16 protein-coding genes and 1 pseudogene are annotated in these 19,808 nt (G+C 41.1%); 12 read left to right on the forward strand and 5 right to left on the reverse strand.

All coding sequences use genetic code 11. The features are described from left to right. Window positions 1-11 precede the first annotated feature (11 nt). The 3 genes from R2Q94_RS07345 to R2Q94_RS07355 all read left to right on the forward strand — a co-directional run bounded on the left by R2Q94_RS07345 (window position 12) and on the right by R2Q94_RS07355 (window position 2,017). The gene (locus R2Q94_RS07345) at window positions 12-350 is read left to right on the forward strand and encodes a hypothetical protein (RefSeq protein WP_316820801.1); all 339 of its coding nucleotides are present in this window, start codon (window positions 12-14) and stop codon (window positions 348-350) included. A 6-nt stretch (window positions 351-356) separates the two neighbouring features. Further along, window positions 357-1,019 carry an ATP-binding cassette domain-containing protein gene (locus R2Q94_RS07350; RefSeq protein WP_316820802.1) on the forward strand — a complete coding sequence of 221 codons (663 nt, stop codon included), beginning with the start codon at window positions 357-359 and terminating at the stop codon, window positions 1,017-1,019. An 80-nt stretch (window positions 1,020-1,099) separates the two neighbouring features. Continuing rightward, entirely contained in the window at window positions 1,100-2,017 is a 918-nt protein-coding gene (locus R2Q94_RS07355; protein ID WP_316820803.1) for a bestrophin family protein, read from the forward strand. Between the two features lie 9 nt (window positions 2,018-2,026). Here the strand turns inward: R2Q94_RS07355 and R2Q94_RS07360 are convergent, their stop codons facing one another. Continuing rightward, entirely contained in the window at window positions 2,027-2,926 is a 900-nt protein-coding gene (locus R2Q94_RS07360; RefSeq protein WP_316820804.1) for a cation diffusion facilitator family transporter, read from the reverse strand. Window positions 2,927-3,034: 108 nt separating this feature from the next. Between R2Q94_RS07360 and R2Q94_RS07365 the strand changes: the two genes are divergently transcribed. Further along, window positions 3,035-3,937 (forward strand): hypothetical protein, encoded by a 903-nt coding sequence (locus R2Q94_RS07365; protein WP_316820805.1) that lies wholly within the window; start codon window positions 3,035-3,037, stop codon window positions 3,935-3,937. A 118-nt stretch (window positions 3,938-4,055) separates the two neighbouring features. Here the strand turns inward: R2Q94_RS07365 and R2Q94_RS07370 are convergent, their stop codons facing one another. Continuing rightward, window positions 4,056-4,724: a GIY-YIG nuclease family protein gene (locus tag R2Q94_RS07370; RefSeq protein ID WP_316820806.1), complete on the reverse strand. Its 669-nt coding sequence runs from the start codon at window positions 4,722-4,724 to the stop codon at window positions 4,056-4,058. Between the two features lie 391 nt (window positions 4,725-5,115). Between R2Q94_RS07370 and R2Q94_RS07375 the strand changes: the two genes are divergently transcribed. After that, window positions 5,116-5,664 (forward strand): TerD family protein, encoded by a 549-nt coding sequence (locus tag R2Q94_RS07375; RefSeq protein WP_316820807.1) that lies wholly within the window; start codon window positions 5,116-5,118, stop codon window positions 5,662-5,664. 71 nt (window positions 5,665-5,735) lie between these two features. Here R2Q94_RS07375 and R2Q94_RS07380 read toward each other — a convergent pair whose 3' ends face one another. From R2Q94_RS07380 to R2Q94_RS07390, 3 genes are read right to left on the reverse strand one after another with little or no spacing between them, the layout of a single operon-like run. Continuing rightward, window positions 5,736-6,125 carry a DUF1634 domain-containing protein gene (locus R2Q94_RS07380; RefSeq protein ID WP_316820808.1) on the reverse strand — a complete coding sequence of 130 codons (390 nt, stop codon included), beginning with the start codon at window positions 6,123-6,125 and terminating at the stop codon, window positions 5,736-5,738. Between the two features lie 4 nt (window positions 6,126-6,129). Further along, window positions 6,130-6,963 (reverse strand): sulfite exporter TauE/SafE family protein, encoded by an 834-nt coding sequence (locus R2Q94_RS07385; protein ID WP_316820809.1) that lies wholly within the window; start codon window positions 6,961-6,963, stop codon window positions 6,130-6,132. A gap of 5 nt (window positions 6,964-6,968) precedes the next feature. After that, window positions 6,969-7,622: a FadR/GntR family transcriptional regulator gene (locus R2Q94_RS07390; RefSeq protein ID WP_316820810.1), complete on the reverse strand. Its 654-nt coding sequence runs from the start codon at window positions 7,620-7,622 to the stop codon at window positions 6,969-6,971. Between the two features lie 194 nt (window positions 7,623-7,816). On the opposite strand from R2Q94_RS07390, the pseudogene R2Q94_RS22180 reads away from it, so the two are divergent. The 7 genes and pseudogenes from R2Q94_RS22180 to R2Q94_RS07420 all read left to right on the forward strand — a co-directional run. Beyond that, a pseudogene (locus R2Q94_RS22180) lies at window positions 7,817-8,920 on the forward strand (beta-galactosidase); the annotation flags it as partial. 852 nt (window positions 8,921-9,772) lie between these two features. Next, complete coding sequence (locus R2Q94_RS22185) at window positions 9,773-10,267, forward strand: hypothetical protein (RefSeq protein WP_410478532.1); 495 nt, start codon at window positions 9,773-9,775, stop codon at window positions 10,265-10,267. A gap of 186 nt (window positions 10,268-10,453) precedes the next feature. Continuing rightward, the gene (locus R2Q94_RS07400; protein ID WP_316820811.1) at window positions 10,454-11,032 is read left to right on the forward strand and encodes an RNA polymerase sigma-70 factor; all 579 of its coding nucleotides are present in this window, start codon (window positions 10,454-10,456) and stop codon (window positions 11,030-11,032) included. 74 nt (window positions 11,033-11,106) lie between these two features. Continuing rightward, entirely contained in the window at window positions 11,107-12,249 is a 1,143-nt protein-coding gene (locus R2Q94_RS07405; protein ID WP_316820812.1) for a FecR family protein, read from the forward strand. Between the two features lie 234 nt (window positions 12,250-12,483). Beyond that, complete coding sequence (locus tag R2Q94_RS07410; RefSeq protein WP_316820813.1) at window positions 12,484-15,804, forward strand: TonB-dependent receptor; 3,321 nt, start codon at window positions 12,484-12,486, stop codon at window positions 15,802-15,804. Between the two features lie 17 nt (window positions 15,805-15,821). After that, complete coding sequence (locus R2Q94_RS07415) at window positions 15,822-17,375, forward strand: RagB/SusD family nutrient uptake outer membrane protein (RefSeq protein WP_316820814.1); 1,554 nt, start codon at window positions 15,822-15,824, stop codon at window positions 17,373-17,375. 80 nt (window positions 17,376-17,455) lie between these two features. After that, the gene (locus R2Q94_RS07420) at window positions 17,456-19,750 is read left to right on the forward strand and encodes a glycosyl hydrolase family 95 catalytic domain-containing protein (RefSeq protein ID WP_316820815.1); all 2,295 of its coding nucleotides are present in this window, start codon (window positions 17,456-17,458) and stop codon (window positions 19,748-19,750) included. Window positions 19,751-19,808 lie beyond the last annotated feature (58 nt).

A 19,808-nucleotide genomic window follows, 5' to 3' on the forward strand; every position in this document is an offset into this window, starting at 1 on the left:
CAGCAATCTGAATGAAAAACAAGCATTTCCGTCTCTTAATGACTTTTTACTCCAGCTTTTTTCCGGCTACATTGTTGATTTCAATTGCCTGTGCTTCACTGTTTGCCTATTTGGGTAACTCATCATTGACCATCTTATTCTGGTTTAAAGTGATCACGCTCGGAATTGTCATTTATTACATCAGTAATTATAAATCAAAAGAGTTTCTGTATTACCAGAATCTAGGCATTTCTAAAAGCTTTTTATGGACAGCAACTATGGTTCTTGAATTCCTGATGTTTGCCTTCCTTTTCGTTTTATCGGCAAGGTATACAGGTATCAGTATAGATTTCTATCATCTTTTTATCTAAGACCATATGACTCATCATTTAGAAGTAGATAGTGTACAATTGAAGTTTGGGGCCAGAGAAATCCTTTCGGATGTATACCTGAAATGTGAAACCGGAAAAATTACTGGGTTACTTGGGAGAAATGGTACTGGAAAGTCGAGCCTGATGAACATCATTTTCGGAAGTCTTGTACCAGAAAACAAATCGGTACGTTTTGACGGGAAATCTGTGCCCAAAGCTTATCTGCACCACGAACTCTTGTCTTACCTTCCTCAATACCATTTCATTCCAGCTCATTTAACCTTAAACCGGGTGTTCTCAGATTTTAATCTGGAATTTGCACCATTTGAAAGCTTCTTCCCGGAATTCCGCCAGAAACATCAGCAGAAAATTATTGAACTTTCCGGCGGACAAAGACGTTTGGTAGAAGCCTATGTGTTGATCAAATCCAAGTCTGAATTTGTGATGCTGGATGAACCCTTTTCTCATTTGAGCCCCTTAATGATCGGATTAGTCAAAGAGCTGATTAAAGAAGAACAGGCTAATAAAGGATTTTTAATCACTGATCATATGTATCGTGATGTGATAGAACTCAGCAACGATTTATATGTATTGGCAGAGGAGCAAGTGTATTTGGTCAAAGAAATCGAAGACCTAAAACGTCTGGGGTATACGAGTTCAATATCTTGATTGATATATCTGCTGTCCGATCTCTTTTTTCCTATTCAATAAATGCTGGGAATTATAAATAAAATCGGATTTTTGACCGTATGATCATAAGAAAGAATGACCATTGGTTTAAAATGCTTTTTATATGGAAAGGATCTGTTTTACCACAGTTACTTCCCAGGTTATTGCTATTGTTTCTGATTTCTGTTGGTGTGGTCTACCTAAAAGGAAGGCTTTTCGAATTTAAGATTCCATTAAATCCGGCGCCATTTACCTTGTTTGGTATAGCATTGGCCTTGTTTTTAGGCTTTCGCAACAATGCGAGTTATGATCGTTTCTGGGAAGCAAGAAAAATTTGGGGTGCATTATTGAATGATACCCGATCCTTAGCCCGACAAGCACTGACCATGACTGGCTATCCTTCAGAGAGTAAGGAAGTAAATACTTTTATTCATTACCTGATTGCTTTTACTTACGCCTTAAAACACCAGTTACGAGGTACAGATGCCAGTGCAGACCTGGATCAGCGCTTAGATCCTGATTTAAATAAGCGACTGAAACCAGCCATGTATAAACCAATTCTCCTGATGAAGGAAATGGGATTATGGGTTCAAAAGGCCAAAGAGGAAGGAAAAATTGATACCATTATTCAATCATCATTTGATCAGAATCTGGACAAGTTATCTGACATCGTAGGAGGCTGTGAGCGAATTGCTTCTACACCAATTCCTTATACTTACCGCATCTTACTACACCGTACAGTGTATATCTATTGCTTTTTATTGCCTTTTGGTTTTGTAGATAGCCTGAGTTGGTTTACCCCATTTATCGTGAGTTTTATAGCTTATACCTTTGTGGCACTGGAAGCCATTGCAGATGAAATAGAAGAGCCTTTTGGAACGGAACCGAATGACCTGGCTTTGAACGCGATGACTACCATGATTGAAACTACGTTGTTGGAAATGGCAGGAAAGCCTCTTCCTGTTCCAACTCAAAAATCAGAAGGCATTCTGAATTAAGATCAATAGCTAGTCTTCTGAAGGCTGAACGATGATGTACTTGATCAAATGAAATTCTTTTCTGATTGCTTCCCGAATTCGGTTGATGGCATCCGTAATGTCTTCAGTATCGATATCTGGCTTAAATACCACAATGATAATCAGTAAAACTTCCTCAGGACTTTGGTAGGTAGAAATGATATTAGCGATCCTGATCACTGAAGTGTCTCTTTCAACGATGACTGTGATTTTTTCCTTAGTCTCAGGAGAAAGGCCTTCTCCCATCAGTAAACTCCTGCTTTCCCGGGCTAAAATCGCAGATACAAAGACCAGTAGCAGACCAACGAGTACAGAGGCCAGACCATCCATATAATCCAGTCCGAAGTTGTGGCCGATTAACATGAAAATGAAAACAATCAATAAGCCCAATAATGCAGCACCATCTTCAAAAAGCACCAGAAAACTGGAGGGATCTTTACTTTTTACAATCGCCTTCCACCAGCTCAGTCCATTTCTTTGCTGATTAAACTCCCGGATAGCAATGCGTAGCGACCAGCCTTCAAACAATAAACATAATACCAGAACCCCATAATTGATCAGTGGATCCGTTACAGGTTCAGGCTTGATGATGTGCTGGATGCCCTGATAAATAGAGATCCCGCCACCTAATCCGAAGATGAGAATGGCTACAATGAAAGACCAGAAATAGAGTTCTTTACCATAGCCGAAAGGGCGTTGCTGATCTGGCGCTTTTTTACTCTTTTTTAGGCCATAGAGCAGTAAGACCTGATTGATACTGTCTACCATGGAGTGTATACCTTCCGAAATCATGGAGGAGCTATTGGTAAAAGCGCCGGCAATAAATTTGGTGATGGCAATGAGCAGATTGGCAGCCAAAGCACTGTAAATGGATTTATTGTCTTTTATCATAACGGCTGTTGTAGCATTAACAAAAAAACTTTTTAATAGTTTACCTTTAACGCGGATTTAATGCTGCAGCGGTTGAAATAGCAGCAGTCTGATTAAAATGCTAGGCTGATGAAACGAAGTAATATTATGATGATATGGAAAAAATACTTGTTGTTGATTTTGATCATATTCCCTGTCCTGGTTTTTAGTCAGGATACCTTTAAGGGAGGATCAAAAGAGAAGTTTGACGCTTCAAAGGAAAAGATCGCAGCTCAGCTTGATGCGGATGAAAAGGAAAAACTGGAGGTCGCCTTAAGAGTACTTGCGCTTTCCGCGATATATGACAGGGACCATCAGCCTGCCTTAAAGAAAGAAAGTTTTGATGAATTGGTAAGAAAGCGTTTGAATGGCAGGGGTTTACAGGAAGCCTATGACATGGCTAACCAGTATGTACGCGCGGATCATCAGCGTAAGATCGCGAAGCTGGAGCAGGAAATGTCTGGCCTGGATGCTAAAAAACGCAAGTCCGATGCGCTAAAGGCAAAACTGAGTGTGCTAAAAGCGAAACCTTTGAAAGTAGATTCCATCCATGGGCAGTTTGTAATTTCCTGCGCCTTTACCAATGAAAGTGATCAGGTATTGAAAACTTATGAGACGGTTATCGGTTATGGTTCTACCATTGACCTCAACGATGGATGGAGTTGTATTAAAGCACCAGATTCTGGTGTCGTATTCGCGCCAAAAGAAACCAAAATTCTGACCTGTGCTTTCTCATTTGGAACAGTGAAAGAAAACTCTAATGTGATCAAATGGAAGGAAATGAAGTATCCGGTTTCGGATTTCAGTAGTTATAACCTGGCGATGGATTGTTATACCAGTATGTTGGTGATCAACGGCCAGAAGTATGAATTGAAAAATGAGGAACGCCTGTCGGCACAAGAAGAAGAGGAGCTGGCAAAGTTTAGAAAGAGTCTGGAAGATTTGAAATCTAATAATCCAGTCCTGGAAGATTTAATCATTAAGAAGCCTTAAGGATTAAATTCGTCTTTAAAAATACCTCTAAAATAAAAAAGACCAGTAACAAAATATCTATTTCGATAAATTGGTACTGGCCTTTCCAGACCCGAAGGTCAAATATCATGATAAAGCGTTATGCTTCGATAACTGCTTTTCTAGCTGTCATTTTCAAATTCTTGAATTGGTATTCAGAAGTGATGTGTTTTTTCTCACTCACTTGCGTAAATTCGAACTGGTTCTCATCAGTAACTGCAAGGTAAGCTTCTTTAGCTTTCAGGAATGAACATCTGTATAGTTCACCTCCATTTTGTAGTTTACCACTTTTTTCACTTTGGTAAGCTGCTTTATATTCTGCAAGTTTATCCGTGATTAAGCGTTCTACTCTTCCGAGTGTTGGTGTTTTTGCGCTGAAAAGTAATTCCCAGTCGTCGTAACCGCCATCTCTGGCTGTTGTTAAATTTAAAGTAAGTGTCTTACTTTTTCCTTCGTTTGTTGAACCGATTTTAATTAATCCTCCTCTTTTGGACCCTGAGAAGTAAATGTAACCTGGTTTAAGTTCCCTTAAAGCAGCAGCAATTTTAGTCGTATCGCATTGTGGACAAAAACCTCCAATTGTTCTTAACGTATGGGTGTCATTCTCCGTGCATGGCGCGGTGTTGCAAGCAATCACCTTGTCAGCTTCAGTCATACTTTTCTGCAAATCTTCTGATATTTCCTCTCCCTGGGCATCGAATATTAGTTCGGATGAGACTTTGTGTTTTTTTAAAAAAGTTTCCTGTTCCTTTGTTATTAGGTGCTTCATTGTCATTTCCAAAATTAGTCATATTAATTGGCTTTAAAATTGATTTAGCACAAACAGACTGTATTTGTCCAATTAATATTCAATTAATATTTTGATTCTCTTTCCATGATACCTCAAATAATTAGAGGTTAGCGCTATTAATCATAACGTAAAGTAATCCTGAAGAAAAACCGACGTGTAGGCGAAAAACGTCAACTTTGAGCTGCTTTTTTAATGGGGTTTCCGGCAAATAAGAGCAATATCCGTTCCACATTTAGAACTTTCTATACAATGTTTTAGAAATGTGACATTTCCTTTTGTATTTTTTATAAGACCATAGCCCGCCTTATTTTGGAATACCGTAAATTGTACTAAACATATCAAACATTTTGTAAAAACAACCAGAATATCTATGGCTATTAACCTAAAAAAAGGACAGAGAGAGCAGCTCAATGCTCAAAAATTTACTGTAGGATTGGGCTGGGATACGAACAGTGGCAGCGGACACGATTTTGATTTAGATGCCTCAGTGTTTATGCTTGGTGAGGATAAACTTTTAATATCTGATGACTTCTTTATTTTTTATAACAACCTGGTTTCACCGGATGCTGCCATAACACATACTGGCGATAATTTAACAGGAGTAGGAGATGGGGATGATGAAAGCATCCTGGTAGACCTGTCTAAAATAGATCCAAGAGTATCGGAAATCAGGATTTTAGTGACCATTTTTGAGGCCGCCAAACGTAAACAAAACTTTGGTCAGATTAGAAATTCCTTTGTCCGTATTCTGGACCATCAAGGCATAGAGATGATGAAGTATGAGCTGGACGAAGATTTCTCTATTGAGACCGCAGTAGAATTTGGTAGAATTTACCGTAGAAATGGGGAATGGAAATTTGAAGCCGTAGGTGTCGGGACAAATGAAGGATTAATAGATTACCTAAACAGGTATCAATAAATTAAATATCAATACTACATTTCCATCTGCTGCATAATGCTCATTTAAATATTGCAGCAGATGGAAATATATTATATACTGAGACCGCCAAACATACTAAAGAGGATGATCACAAGTACAATCAAGGTGATTACAATATAAAGTTTATCCTTTTCCAGTATAAAAGAGAACAGAGAGAAAACTATCCGCAAGATCGGAGTGGCAATTAAAATCACTACCCCCAGCTGTATGATCTCTTTTGCACTTCCATTTTTTAAACCCTCAATAATTCCCGGCAGACTGGTATAGCCGGCAGGTTCTCCATTGAATTCCCTGTAGTTCGGAATTGCTGATCCATTCTGGAACAGATACCAGATGCCGCCGATAATGGCCACCATCCCAGAAGTGATTACCCCATACCTCAACACCTGACCAATCAGTTGCTCCATATCGTAGTCTGTAATTTTTTTAATCTTTCCCATGGGTTTAGAATTTATGGTGGATGCCGTTGTAAATCATGTTTATAGCAATAAGTGTGATCGCGATGGAAAAAATCACTTTTAATGACTTCACATTGATTCGCATCAGGAGTTTGGAACCGGTAAAAGCTCCGGCAAGAACCCCAATGATCACCGGAAAAGCAATGCCCGGATCAATATATCCTCTTTGTAAATATACTACGGCACTTGCTGCGGCAGTTACACCCACCATAAAATTACTGGTAGTGGTGCTCACTCTAAAAGGAACGCGCATCGCTGTGTCCATGGCCAGCACTTTCAAAGCGCCTGATCCGATGCCTAGTAAACCGGAAAGTACACCTGCAAGGGTCATGATGGAAAATCCTCCGCCAACATTCTTTAATTTGTATGCTACTACCCCTTCTTTGCATGGGTAGCTACTGTTTAATTTCAAAGCATAGGAAAGTTGACTGCCTTCCTGTAAAGCGTCTTCATGTTTTTTTCTTAAGGTCATTGCCGCCGAAAAGATCAGCATCACTCCAAAGAGAATGGCAACTAGATTCACCGGCGTATATATGGCCAGTATGGCACCTAGTACTGCGCCCGCAGTGGTCGCAATTTCAAGAAACATCCCCAAACGTACATTGGTAATGCCTTCTTTGACATAGGCACTTGCAGATCCGGAAGAGGTAGCAATAGATGCGACTAATGCCGCTCCAATGGCATAACGAATGTCTACATGGAAACCTAAAGTTAAGAGCGGAATGATGACCACCCCACCGCCAAGACCGGTTAAAGAGCCTGCAAGTCCGGCCATATAAGCCCCTAATAACAACACTAGGGTAAAGAGTAAAATATTCATAAGGCTTAATAGTTATTGTCTAAGATGTTGATGGTGAGTTGCCCGGCTTTAACAGGATCTTGCTTACTGATGGCATCAAATAAAGCCTCATGTAAATGCTGACTATTGTTAAAGTGTTTGATGTCCGCTGCATCTCTCAGCTTAAAAAAATTACGCATCACTGCACTGAAACTCTCATAGAGGTCGGACAGGACCTGATTCCCGGAAGCTTTGGCAATGCTGATGTGGAAGGCAATGTCTGCTTCCGCACATTTTTTTTGCTGCTGCTCTTCAATCGCTTTTTTCCTTTGAAGAAGGAAGTTTTCCATGGTTTTCAAATCCTGCTCCGTACGGTGCTGACTGGCCAGTTTCACAATTTCTTTTTCCAATAAGGCACGAACGGAATTGATCTCTTCAAAATCTGCTCTTTTTAAACGTTGGGAGAGGCTTTCATCTTTGATCTTAGAGACCACAAAAGTTCCGGATCCTTGCTGTACTTTAAGAATGCCGGAAATAGATAAGGTTTTGATCGCTTCGCGAATGGTAGATCTTCCAACACCATAGTGTTCCATCAGTTCTGGTTCTGCAGGAATCTTTTCCCCCTTTTTCAATTTACCTGAAGCGATATCTTTCTTGATTCCAATGATGACCCTATCTGACAATTTTATTGTTTTTTTCATTTTAAAACATCTGATGTTTCAAATGTAGGTTTAGTGATTAAACATCAGATGTTTTAAAATGAATTGTGACAGAATATAGACGATGTAGGAGGATAATCCATTAAAATAATGACTTTGTCTATTTATCGGATAGGCAAGGAAAATTAGCTTTGGCCTCCGTATTTAAATAAGAAATCTACATCATCGATACTCCCATGTGCTGCTACATTAAAAAAGCAATTTACCTATTCCTCATCGCGATTTGTGTGCAAAGTCAGGTCATTCAGGCGCAAACTAAACTACAGAACCAACAAACGATCAGCTATAATGGCAATAGCATTAAAATCGACGGAAAAGAAACCTTTGTATACAGCGCTGCATTCCATTATTTCCGATGCCCGAAAGAATTATGGCGCGACAGGTTTCAGAAAATAAAAACAGCAGGCTTTAATACTGTAGAAACTTATATCCCATGGAACTGGCATGAGCGCAATATGCCTAAAGACCCTGATGATTATTTACAGATCGATTTTTCTGACCTGAAAGAATGGTTAGACATGGCGCAAAATGAATTTGGATTTTATACCATCCTCAGACCTGGACCCTTTATCTGTGCCGAATGGGCAGGAGGTGGGTACCCACGTTGGTTGGCAAAATTCAGACCGGAACAGCTCAGTGATTTCTGGTTGAGGAGCAATGATCCGGAGCATGTGAAATGGAGCTTACATTGGTTCAACGCAGTGAATAAATTCATTGCCAAAGAACAAATCACTAAAAAACCAAGAGGAAAAAAAGGAGTGATCCTGGTTCAGATCGAGAACGAATATGACGCGGATGGGAGTTAAAACAAAACAGAATTTTTGCAGGCTTTATACCGTTCAGTAAGAAATGCAGAAATCGACGTACCTGTTTTTACATGCCTTACTGCAGAATGTAGAGGGAGCCAGGACAGTATACTTTCGGAGGTTTTTGATTGTGATAACTATTATGTAGGCTTAAATGATGCCATCAGTTGCGCCAAAAGAATGAGCGATTTGAAGCGTAAGCAACCCAATGCACCTGGTTATGTTACTGAATTACAAGGAGGCTGGTTTTCAACTGTGCAAGGTCGTTTAAGTGAGGAGCATGAATCAAACTATAAGCATTTTTATGCGGTAGGCATGATGTCCATGTTGGGTGGTGCTACCGGATTGAACTATTACATGTTTTTTGGAGGCACTCATTTTGCAGGATGGGGAGCAAGAGTCCAAACCACCTCATACGATTACAATGCAGCGATCAGAGAAAATGGTTCGCTATCAGAAAAATACGTCGCTGCCCGTAACATTGGGGCCTTCATTAAGAAATATGAAGCAAAGCTGATTCATTCCAAAGGAGGAGTATGTGCCTTTGAAAATTCCCCAGTAGAGTTGGCCGGTGGAGTCCGGGTTGCAGCGGATGGTACTAAATTTGTATTTGTGCACAATAGCTCAGCGAAAAAGAAAATTGCCGGTACCGCCATAGTGAAGCCGGGTGAAAATGCGGTGCTTTCCAAGCCGATTTACAATGTCAATCAACATGAAGAAAAAGTTCTAATGGCAGTTGATGATCATTTGGGGAACGAATTACAGGCTGAGCCATCATTTGAAATATCCTACGAATTGGATTCTATGGAAACTAAGGTGCTGGTCATTCCTCCTGGAAAAAAAGCAAATAAAGGAAAATGGTGGAGTATGGAGCAGGATTTGAAAAAGAATATCGCCTTAAATTATTCAAAAATAGAGATCCCAATCCATAAAGTACTGGCTTTTGATGAAGATTTCAAAGAGGACTGGAAGCCACTTAGTCCAGGTGTTTCTTTGCCGGAACTGAAAGTGAATGATGCCCGTTACGTGCTATATCGCTCAAAATATACATTGACAGATACTGAAGCAAGTCAGTTTGGGAAATTGTTGTTTAATACCTTTTCAAGAGATATACTCAATGTGCAGGTGAATGGGAAGCTGGCAGTGCGTTTGTATCCAACAGAGAAATATGCTGCGGTGGTGACCAGAAATGTAGATAAATCTTTTGCCAGAATCAAAGACAATGAGTTTGATAATCGCTTTGATGTGGCTGGATTGTTGAAAGCCGGGGAGAATGAGATTGTAGTGGTATATGAGAACATCGGGCACGAGCATGGTTATTTCCCAATGGAGGAGCTGTGTGGGATAAAAACTGCCGGTCTTTCTAGTAATACCTCATCCATACAGAAAACACTAAGCTGGTGGCTGGCAACAGAGCTGTCGGGTATCGATCAGGGTTTTACCAAAACTGATTTTTCGGCCAAAGGCTGGAAAGAAATCGCACTGGATACCAATTTTGTGATTCCAAGAAAAGGAAATGGCATACAACCTACTGGAAAACAAGATGCCTTGTTGACCTGGTATCGTGCCGAATTTGAAATCCCTGCAAATGCGGATCCAAAAACGCTCTGGAAATTGCTGATTAATGCTTCCGGTAACGGTTATATGTACCTGAATGGACATAACATTGGCCGACACTGGGAAGTTGGTCCGCAACGCGAGTTCTTTCTGCCAGAATGCTGGTTAAATTTTGGAAAGGGTAAGAAAAACGTAATCACACTCGGACTGTGTCAAACTATGAATGGAGCTGTGGTTAAAGGAATGGAAGTGGCGTCGTATTAAATATTTAGGTGTCCCGATCCGGATATATGAAAATAATATGCTAAGAAGGTTGATTAATATGCTAAGCAGTGCGATGTCTATTCTATTATTTTTGGTCATACCACTAACCAAATTTAAGGCGATCCGGCTTTGATGATTCAATTTTAGCCCAATCATTTTCCGGCAATCGCTAAGATCTTCGATTATATGTCAGAATATCACTCATACACAGACGAAGCATTGTTTGTTCTGATAAAAGAAGGAAATCATCAAGCTTACACCCAAATTTTTGATCGTTTTTATGCCCTATTATACTTTCATGCCTTAAAGATTCTTTTAGATGAGGACGAAGCAAAAGACCTGATCCAGGAACTCTTCGAGATGATCTGGCTGAAACGTAAATCACTTACGATCAATACAAGTGTTTCTGCTTACTTATACGCTGCTACGCGAAACATCGTCCTAAACCAAATTGCGCGAAAAAAAGTAAAAAATAAATATCTGGATTCCCTGGCTGCATTTGTTGGACATGAGGAATACCTGACCGATTTTTATGTTCGCGAAAATGAACTAAAACGCATCATTGAGAAAGAGGTGGCGGCATTACCTCAAAAAATGAGTGAGATCTTTAAATTAAGTCGCCATGAATACCTCTCTCATAAAGAAATTGCTTCGAGACTGTATTTGTCCGAATTGACAGTTAAAACACAGGTTAAAAGAGCTCTGAAAATCTTGAAACCAAAGTTGGGTTTCCTTTTCTGGCTCTTCCTGACATTTTTTTCTTAATTATTTTCTACCGGCGTACCCCCAGGCCTGATTCCTTCTTGTCTTAAGACCACAAATAGCTAAAAGCTACGGTTATGATAGAAGATCCTGAGAAATTATTAGATAAATACCATGCGGGTTTATGTACAGAAGAAGAAATTGCCGTGCTGGAAAGCTGGTATTTAAAATTAAGTTCCGATGATGTGGAAGGCCTGGATGTTACCTCTGCCGAACGAACAAAAGTATTGGTATGGGCGGCATTAAACCAGCATAAAGATCCGGTAAAAAGGCTGAGGTTCAGGTATTGGGCAGCTGCCGCTACGCTATGCCTGCTAGGATTCTCAATCTATTTTTATTCCAGACCTGCTTCCATTAAAGAGGAACTGGCACACCATTCTTCTAAAAATCATACGATCACTCCAGGCAGTAATAAAGCTATTTTAACCATGTCCAATGGCCGTAAGATTTCATTAACCGATGTCAATAATGGCGAAATTGTGAAACAGGAAGGATTATCTATCACTAAAACTGCTGATGGAAAAATTGTCTATACGCTTGCCGGCGCTGGAAAAAATGGTACTTCCGACCGAAATACATTTCACACCATTGAAACGCCCAAAGGAGGGCATTATCAGATCAACTTTCCCGATGGGAGTAAAGTCTGGCTCAATTCTGCTTCATCTCTGCGTTACCAGACCAAATTTACCGGAAAGCTAAGAAAAGTAAGCCTGAGCGGAGAGGCCTATTTTGAAATTGCAAAATCCCATATTCCCTTCGTCGTAAACAGCAGAGGGCAGGAGGTACAGGTGTTGGGCACCCATTTCAACATTAATAGTTATGCTGACGAAGAAAAGGTTAAAACCACTTTGCTGGAAGGATCTGTCCGTGTCACTCCTTCAGACCCAAATAAAAATCCCAGACTACTGAAACCGGGAGAACAGAGTCAGTTGAATGAAGCTGGCATCAAGGTGCAGGATGTGGACATCGAATCTATTGTGGCCTGGAAGAATGGCGACTTCATTTTTCAAGGGGATGATTTAAAAAGTATCATGAAACAATTGGCCAGGTGGTACGATGTAGAAGTGGTTTACCGTGGCAATTGCGATCATCTGAAATTTGGTGGTTACATCTCCCGTTCAAAAAATATTTCCGCAGTACTGAACATTATGGAATCTACAGGTAAAGTGGATTTTCAGATCAATGGGAAAGTAGTGACGGTATCCGAAATCAAGAAATAAACAAGCAATTATAAACCAAATATCAAACCAAATCAACTTATGAAAAACCGCAAACTTCTCCCCTAAAATCTGTTGCCAAAAAACCGGAAGTGCTTCGAACCACTCCCGGTAAAAGATGGCTGGGATTACCCTCAAACCTTAATTTTTCGTTTAACCCAACTTACCAAATGTATGAACTTTTACAAACAATCTGTAGGTAAGCCACCCGGCTTATTGCATAAATTTCTATTGATAATGAAGCTTGTCGCAGTTTTAATGGTTACCGTTTTTTTACAGTTTGCGCAGGCAAGCAAAGCTCAACGCATTACTTTTTCCCAAAAAAATGTAAGCCTGGAAGAGGTGTTTAAAGAAATCCGTAGACAAACGGATTATGATTTTTTTTATGATCTGGAAGATATCAAAAAAGCAAAGAAGTTCAACCTTTCAGTAAAAAATGAAAGTATTAAAGCCGTCCTTGATCGCTGCTTTGCGGGTCAGGATTATACCTATTTGCTGAAAGAAAAAACGGTGATTGTGAAAGAGAAGCTCCAGAATGATTTCAATCCTCCAACAGAAAACCTTAAAAAAGTAGACATCAAGGGGAAAGTCACCGATGGAAAGGGCCTGGGAATACCAGGAGTAAGTGTGAAACTAAAAGGTGGTACCATAGGCACCGTAACGGATAAAAATGGGAATTATGCCCTTAGCCTTCCTGAATCCAATGGCACATTGGTTTTTAGTTATGTTGGTTTCAGCAGTCAGGAGGTTCCAATCGCTGGTAAAACAACGATAAATGTGAAACTCGATGAAGAGAATGCCAATCTATCAGAAGTGGTGGTGGTGGGATATGGCACTCAGAAGAAAGTGAATTTAACGGGATCTGTAGCTACCGTGGGTGGAGATGAATTGATCAAAAGACCTGCGCCAAATGCTTCATTGCTATTGCAAGGCAAGGTTCCCGGACTACAGCTCATTCAAAATTCTGCCCAGCCAGGAATGGAAAATGCTTCTATTCAGATCCATGGGGTAGGTACTTTCGGTGCGGGTGGCAACAACCCTTTGGTACTGATAGATGGAGTGGAAGGTTCATTTAGTAATGTGAATCCAAATATGATTGAGAACATCTCTGTATTGAAAGATGCGGCTTCCGCTGCAATTTATGGTGTGCAGGGTGCCAATGGGGTGATTCTTGTGACTACTAAAATGGGCCTTAAAGGACGTCTAAATATAGAGTATGCCTACAATTATGGCATTCAGAAGCCCGCAGGTGTTCCCGATTTGATCTGGAACTCGGTGGAATTTATGGAGTTGAGTAACGAAGGTATCAACAGAACCGGACAAAATATAGGGAAATTGTATACTCAGACCCAAATAGATGCCTATCGGAATGGTAATGGCTCTGCAGAATTCCCCAATACCAACTGGGCGGATCTGATGTTTAAGAATGCCAGCATGCAACAACACTTTTTAAGTGTAAATGGGGGAGAAGGTAAAACCACTTATAATTTTGGGTTGGGGTATCTCGATCAGAATGGAATCCTCTTCAATACCGGCTACAAAAAATACAATGCTTCCCTGAATTTTAAAACACAGATGAGCAAGGTGGTTACTTTTGGGAGTAATTTCAGCTTTATGCAAGGCGATCGGAGAGATCCCGTAGAGAATACAGAGAATTTGGTGCTTAGTATTTATGCGCAGCACCCGCTGTGGTCTCCCTATCTTCCGGATGGCAGTGGCAGGGTAGTGAGTAAGGCTTACGATTTTGAATCCACCAATCAAAATGCTTATGCAGTGATGAATACGAGTAAAGACCTGAATAAGGAATACGGTGTTTCCGGAATCAGTTACCTTAATTTTAATATTGCCAAAGGATTGACAGGGGAAATCAGAGGTGCTGTTCGATTCAATACAGATCGGCAAACTGCAAGCAGGGTGCCATTGCATACCTTCTTATTCCAGCCTGATGCAAATGGCGTTTATAAGCCACAACAGAATTACCTGGGCACCTTTATCACGCTGAAAAAAACGCAACAGGAGTTCATGAATTATACAGCTTATTCTACCTTAACCTACGATGAGACCTTCAATAATGTCCATCATTTTACGGCGATAGGCGGGTACAACATGGAGAATCATACCTTCCAGCAACAGGCAGGTTTTAGAAGAGATTTTCCTTCCTCGGATTTATCGGATTTAAATGCTGGTGGAAATGAGGCACAAACTGCCAATGGCTATTCTTACGAATGGGCATTGCAGTCGGGATTTGGGCGGGTCAATTATGCTTATGACAATCGGTACCTTTTTGAAGCCACATTTCGTTATGATGGTTCCTCTAGGTTTCGGCAGACCAGGCGCTGGGGCACGTTTCCCGCACTTTCTGCAGGTTGGAGAATTTCTCAGGAAGCCTTCATGAAAGACAAGGAATGGATCAGTAATTTGAAAATCCGAGGTTCATGGGGACAACTTGGGAACCAGAATATTGGTAATTATCCTTATCAAAACCTATTGGATTACGGGACTTACGTTTACGACAACCTCACTACCGGAATTGTATCCCAGAGTTTATCAGACCCAAATATCACCTGGGAAACTACTACTGCGGCCGGACTTGGGTTAGATTTCGAATTGTTTAAAGGAAAGCTCTCTGGTACGTTCGACTACTTCAATAAAAAGACAAAAGATATTCTTAGAGTGGCACAATTACCGGATTTTATAGGGATGGCTGCGCCAACTGTGAATTCAGGAGCCATGAAAAATACCGGTTTCGAATTTAGCTTGTCGCATAGAAACAAGATTGGAAACGTCACTTATGAATTGGGTGCCAATTTTTATACCTATAAAAATGTGGTCAGTAAATTTGGACCGGATGAAATTCAAGGCAATAAGATCAGACGTGAAGGATTGCCATGGAACTCCTGGTATATGCTAGACTGGATCGGTGTTTTCCAGAATCAGGCAGAGATTGATGCTGCTCCAAAACACCAGAACAATCCTAAACCGGGTGATTTAAGGTTTGCGGACCATAGCGGACCAAACGGTGTACCCGATGGAAAGATTGATCCTTTTGACCGGGTCGTGATCAAAGGGCAACATCCTGATTTTAACTATGGATTTAACCTGAATCTTGGGTATAAAGGTTTTGATTTTTCTGCTTTCTTTTTAGGCGTAGCCGGTAGAAAAGTGTACACTACAGATTGGGGGTATGGCGCATTCAGACAATGGTCGCCGCCACCAACATTTTGGCGCGACCGCTGGACACCCGAAAATCCAACCAATAAACTGCCGGGAATGTATGTGGATACATACGCGCCGATTACGGCAGCTTCTTCTTTCTGGTTGCAAAACGCTTCTTATTTCAGGTTAAAAAACCTCGTGGTTGGTTATACTTTCCAGAACCAGGTTATTAAAAAGATTGGCTTACAGAACCTCCGACTGTATTTCTCCGGCGACAACCTGTTCACGATTACGGATTTTAAGGGTGATCCGGAACGTGTGATACTGGACAATAACAGTGGCCGTTTCGCCATTTATCCACAAGCAAATGTCTACACTCTTGGCATCAAAACCACCTTCTAAAGCTAAAGATCATGAATATGAACTCAATAAAATACACCTTATTAGCGGCCTCAATCATTTTTCTTGTGGGTTGTAAAAATGATTTTCTGGACAAACAACCCACTGATAAATTAACAAATGAAGTGTTTTGGACCTCTAAAAAAGACGCAGAACTTGCTCTGGCAGGTTGTTATAGCACCTTAAGAACTCCTGGATATGCCATTGACCTCACGGCATCCTCTTCTATGCAGTTTGAGTCGCTGAGTGATAATGCTTATAGCAATTCTACTGCTGATGGTTATACAGACATCTCAAGAGGTGTGATCAATTCTTCTTCCGGTGGAATCCTTGCGAGGATGTGGAACGAAGGTTATCGTGGGATTGCCCGTTGTAACTGGTTTTTAGGCAATCTTGATCGGGTACCTGATCTGACGGAAGAGGACAAGAACCGGATGCTGGGGGAAGCGTATTTTCTACGTTCATTTTTCTACAATGAACTGAGTATGTTGTATGGAGATCTGCCACTGATTACCGAAGAATTGGGCTTTGGGCCTGATGTTTTTAAAGTAAAAAAATCAGCGAAAGCTGATGTGGTGGCCAAAATTCTTAAGGACCTGGATCAGGCCATCACAGGCTTACCAAATGTTTCCTATACCAACGGGCATCCTGTACGCGCCTCTGCATTGGCACTTAAAGCAAGAATCTGCTTGTACAATGAAATGTGGCCAGAAGCTGCTGCCGCGGCTAAACTGGTGATGGATGAAAAGAAAGCTGCTTTGGCTTCAGACTATTCAGGGATATTTTTTGCTGCGCAAAATAACAATCCGGAGATTCTATTTTCGGTGAGGGCTTTGAGTCCTAATGCCGTGCATAATATGGATCTGATCTATGGTTCCCGATTTGCCATGGTACCCATGCATAGTCTGGCCGATGCCTACGAAATGAGCGATGGCAGTCCAGCTGTGGCACCCATAGTTCCGTCCTCTTATGACCCGAACAACAGGATGCGCAACGACTTTTATCAAAATAGAGACCCACGTTTAAAGCTAACCATTTTTACACCTGGAGCACCATGGGCTTATAATAAAACCATCGGATTTAACAATGTAGATAAGGGGAGAGCGGAATCTCCTTCAGTGAATAATTTAGGTCTTCGTAAATACATCAACATCAACGTAAATGATGGAAATTCCGGTTTAACAGGTAGCGAGCAGGCACTGGTTAAACTTCGTTTTGCAGATGTTTTGTTGATGTATGCAGAGGCGATGACTGAAATCGGAGGAGGAACAAGTACCGATCCGACCGCGTTAAAGGCCTTAAATGACGTACGTGCAAGGCCAGGGATCGCGATGCCTCCAAAGGCAGTGCTCACACGTGATATTGTTCGGAACGAACGTCGGGTGGAACTGGCTTTTGAAGGTTTGAGGTATTACGACATCAAGCGCTGGAAGATTGCAAAATCGGTGATGAACGGTAAAAGAGATCCTGGGAATGTGGTTCGTGTGTTTGAAGATAAACACTATTTGTGGCCTGTGCCCCAATCAGAAGTGGATAAGATGGGCATTGATTTTCAAAATCCTTCTTACCGCTAAATTCCTGAAACCAATAAATGATTGATCGTAAAATGATAAACATTCCAGCCTTAAATGCTGCTGGGAATTAATTTAGAGATATGAAGAATAGGAAAAGCTGCTTGGTGTTTCTGGGCCTTCTGATGTGCTTTTACAGGCCTGGAGTTGCGCAGGAAATTTATGCAGGAAAATACAAGGCGGTGTTTCACCAGGCACCTCAAAATATACCAACAGCAAAAACACCTGATGGCCCATTAGCTGGAAACGGTGACATAGGCTTAACGCTTGGAGGAAATCCGGATCAGCTGAGCTTTTATCTGGGCAAAAATGATTTCTGGCGGGCATATCCGGTTTATCCCGGTGGCGGAATTGCGCTGCCAGGATGGTTAGAGGTAAATATTAGCGCGCTTAAAGGCGCTAATTACTATGCTGAGCAGGTGCAGGATAAAGCCCTGATCAAAGGAGAATTTACAAAAGACGATCTTAAAGTTTCTTTGAATGCCTGGGTAACGGCAACACATAATACGGTAATGACCGAATTTATCTCCAATAAAGACTGTGAATTGAAACTACATCTGAATACTCCGAAAGGAAATACCGCTGTGAATAAAGCAGGAATTGATGGAAAAGTGATCTGGGCGACTCGTTCTTTTGAGAATACACCTTTATTGGAATGGTCCTCGCATGTGGCATTGGCCTTAAAGGTATTAGGAGCAAACCTGGAAAAGGATGGTCGTGTGAAGTTGAAAGCAAATGAAAAAGTAATCCTAACGGTTACCCTTTATACCAATCATGATCGGAAAGATTGGAAAGCAGCAGCGATAAAAGAAGCTCAAGATCTAACAGAAAAAAAGGTTACTGAAATGAAAGCTGCGCATGAAGGCTGGTGGAAGGACTTTTGGGAGCAATCAAAAGTAGAAATCGGTGATCCCTTTCTGGAAAAATATTATTACGCTTCGCAATATTTATTTGGTGCTACTTCCCGAGGAAACAAGTTTGCTCCAGGGATTTGGGGGCCTTTTGTAACACGTGATTCTACTGCATGGGGTGGAGATTATCACCTCAATTATAATTATCAGGCACCCTATTGGGCGGCCTATTCTTCCAACCACATCGATGAAACCGATAATTTTGATCAGCCTCTGCTGGATTATATGACCAAAGGAAAGGCACATGCAAAAACATTACTCCAACAGAAAGGGATTTATTACCCCGTTGGGATTGGACCAAAAGGCCTCGTTACCACACGTTGGCCATTAAGTCCGGAGGAGATGGAAAAGCGCTATGCAACAAAGGAAAATACGATAGATGGGGGCTTTAAGTTTTTGGGGCAGAAGATCAATGCCGTATTTAGTGTGGGCAATATGCTGATGCGCTTTTACAGTACGTACGACCAGGTTTATTCACAAAAGATTTATCCTTATTTGTTGGAATGTGCCAATTTCTGGGAAGACTATCTAAAATTTGAAAATGGCCGATATGTGATATACATGGACCATTATGGAGAGGTGATGCCCAATTTGAAAAATAAAGGGCAATGGCGTGATCAACTGGGTGATTTCAATTCTACACTTTCTGTAGGCCTGGTGAAAATGCTTTTTAAGGGCATTATTGATGTCAGTACTTTCCTAAATGTAGATGCAGCCAGAATTCCTAAATGGAAGCACATTGTAGCACATATGAGTGATTTTACCGTGGCCGAAGCGGGTGGCAGACTGAGTTTGAAGAGCGTAGAGAAGAGTCCTTCGGCATGGCATAGCGGTGTAAACGGCCTGGCGAGGGTTTCTATCCATGGATTGATCCTTCCTGGTGGCGTATGCGGCCCGAAAACAGATTCAGCTTTTAACCAGATTTTGCTGAGTGATGTAGGGAGGTGGAAGGAAAGAATGAAGGGTGTAGGAGAATGGGGCAATACCCTGGGTAATGGGATTGAAACTTGTTTTCCGGCGGCAGTCAGGGTAGGTTATAATTCGGAAGAGATTTTGAAACAATTAAAAGATAGGATCAATGTCCAGTCCCTACCCAATTTATGGATTACTGCGGGGGGCGGCGGCATTGAAACCTTGTCGGCAGTTCCTTTAACGATCAATGAAATGATGATGCAGAGTTATGAGCAGACCATCAGAATTTTTCCCAATTGGGATAGAAGCAAAGACGCAAGCTTTAAAAAACTTAGGGCTTATGGTGCATTTTTAGTAAGTAGTCGTCTAAAAAATGGCGAAATTCTGGAAGTGAAATTAATAAGTGAAGCCGGAAGAACTTGCAGGATCGACAATCCATGGCCTGGGAAGAAATTGCAGTTGCTTCGGAATGGACAAAAGGCGGAATTGCTATCGGGTAATACTCTTGTTTTTGATACAAAATCTGGCGAATTGATACAGCTGACCGCATTATAATAAAAGAGGGCCCTGGAATAAGTTATTATTTTTATGTAGTTTCGATTCGGATTCATAA

It is taken from the genome of Pedobacter gandavensis, from assembly GCF_032678465.1.
Taxonomy (GTDB): Bacteria; Bacteroidota; Bacteroidia; order Sphingobacteriales; family Sphingobacteriaceae; genus Pedobacter; species Pedobacter gandavensis_B.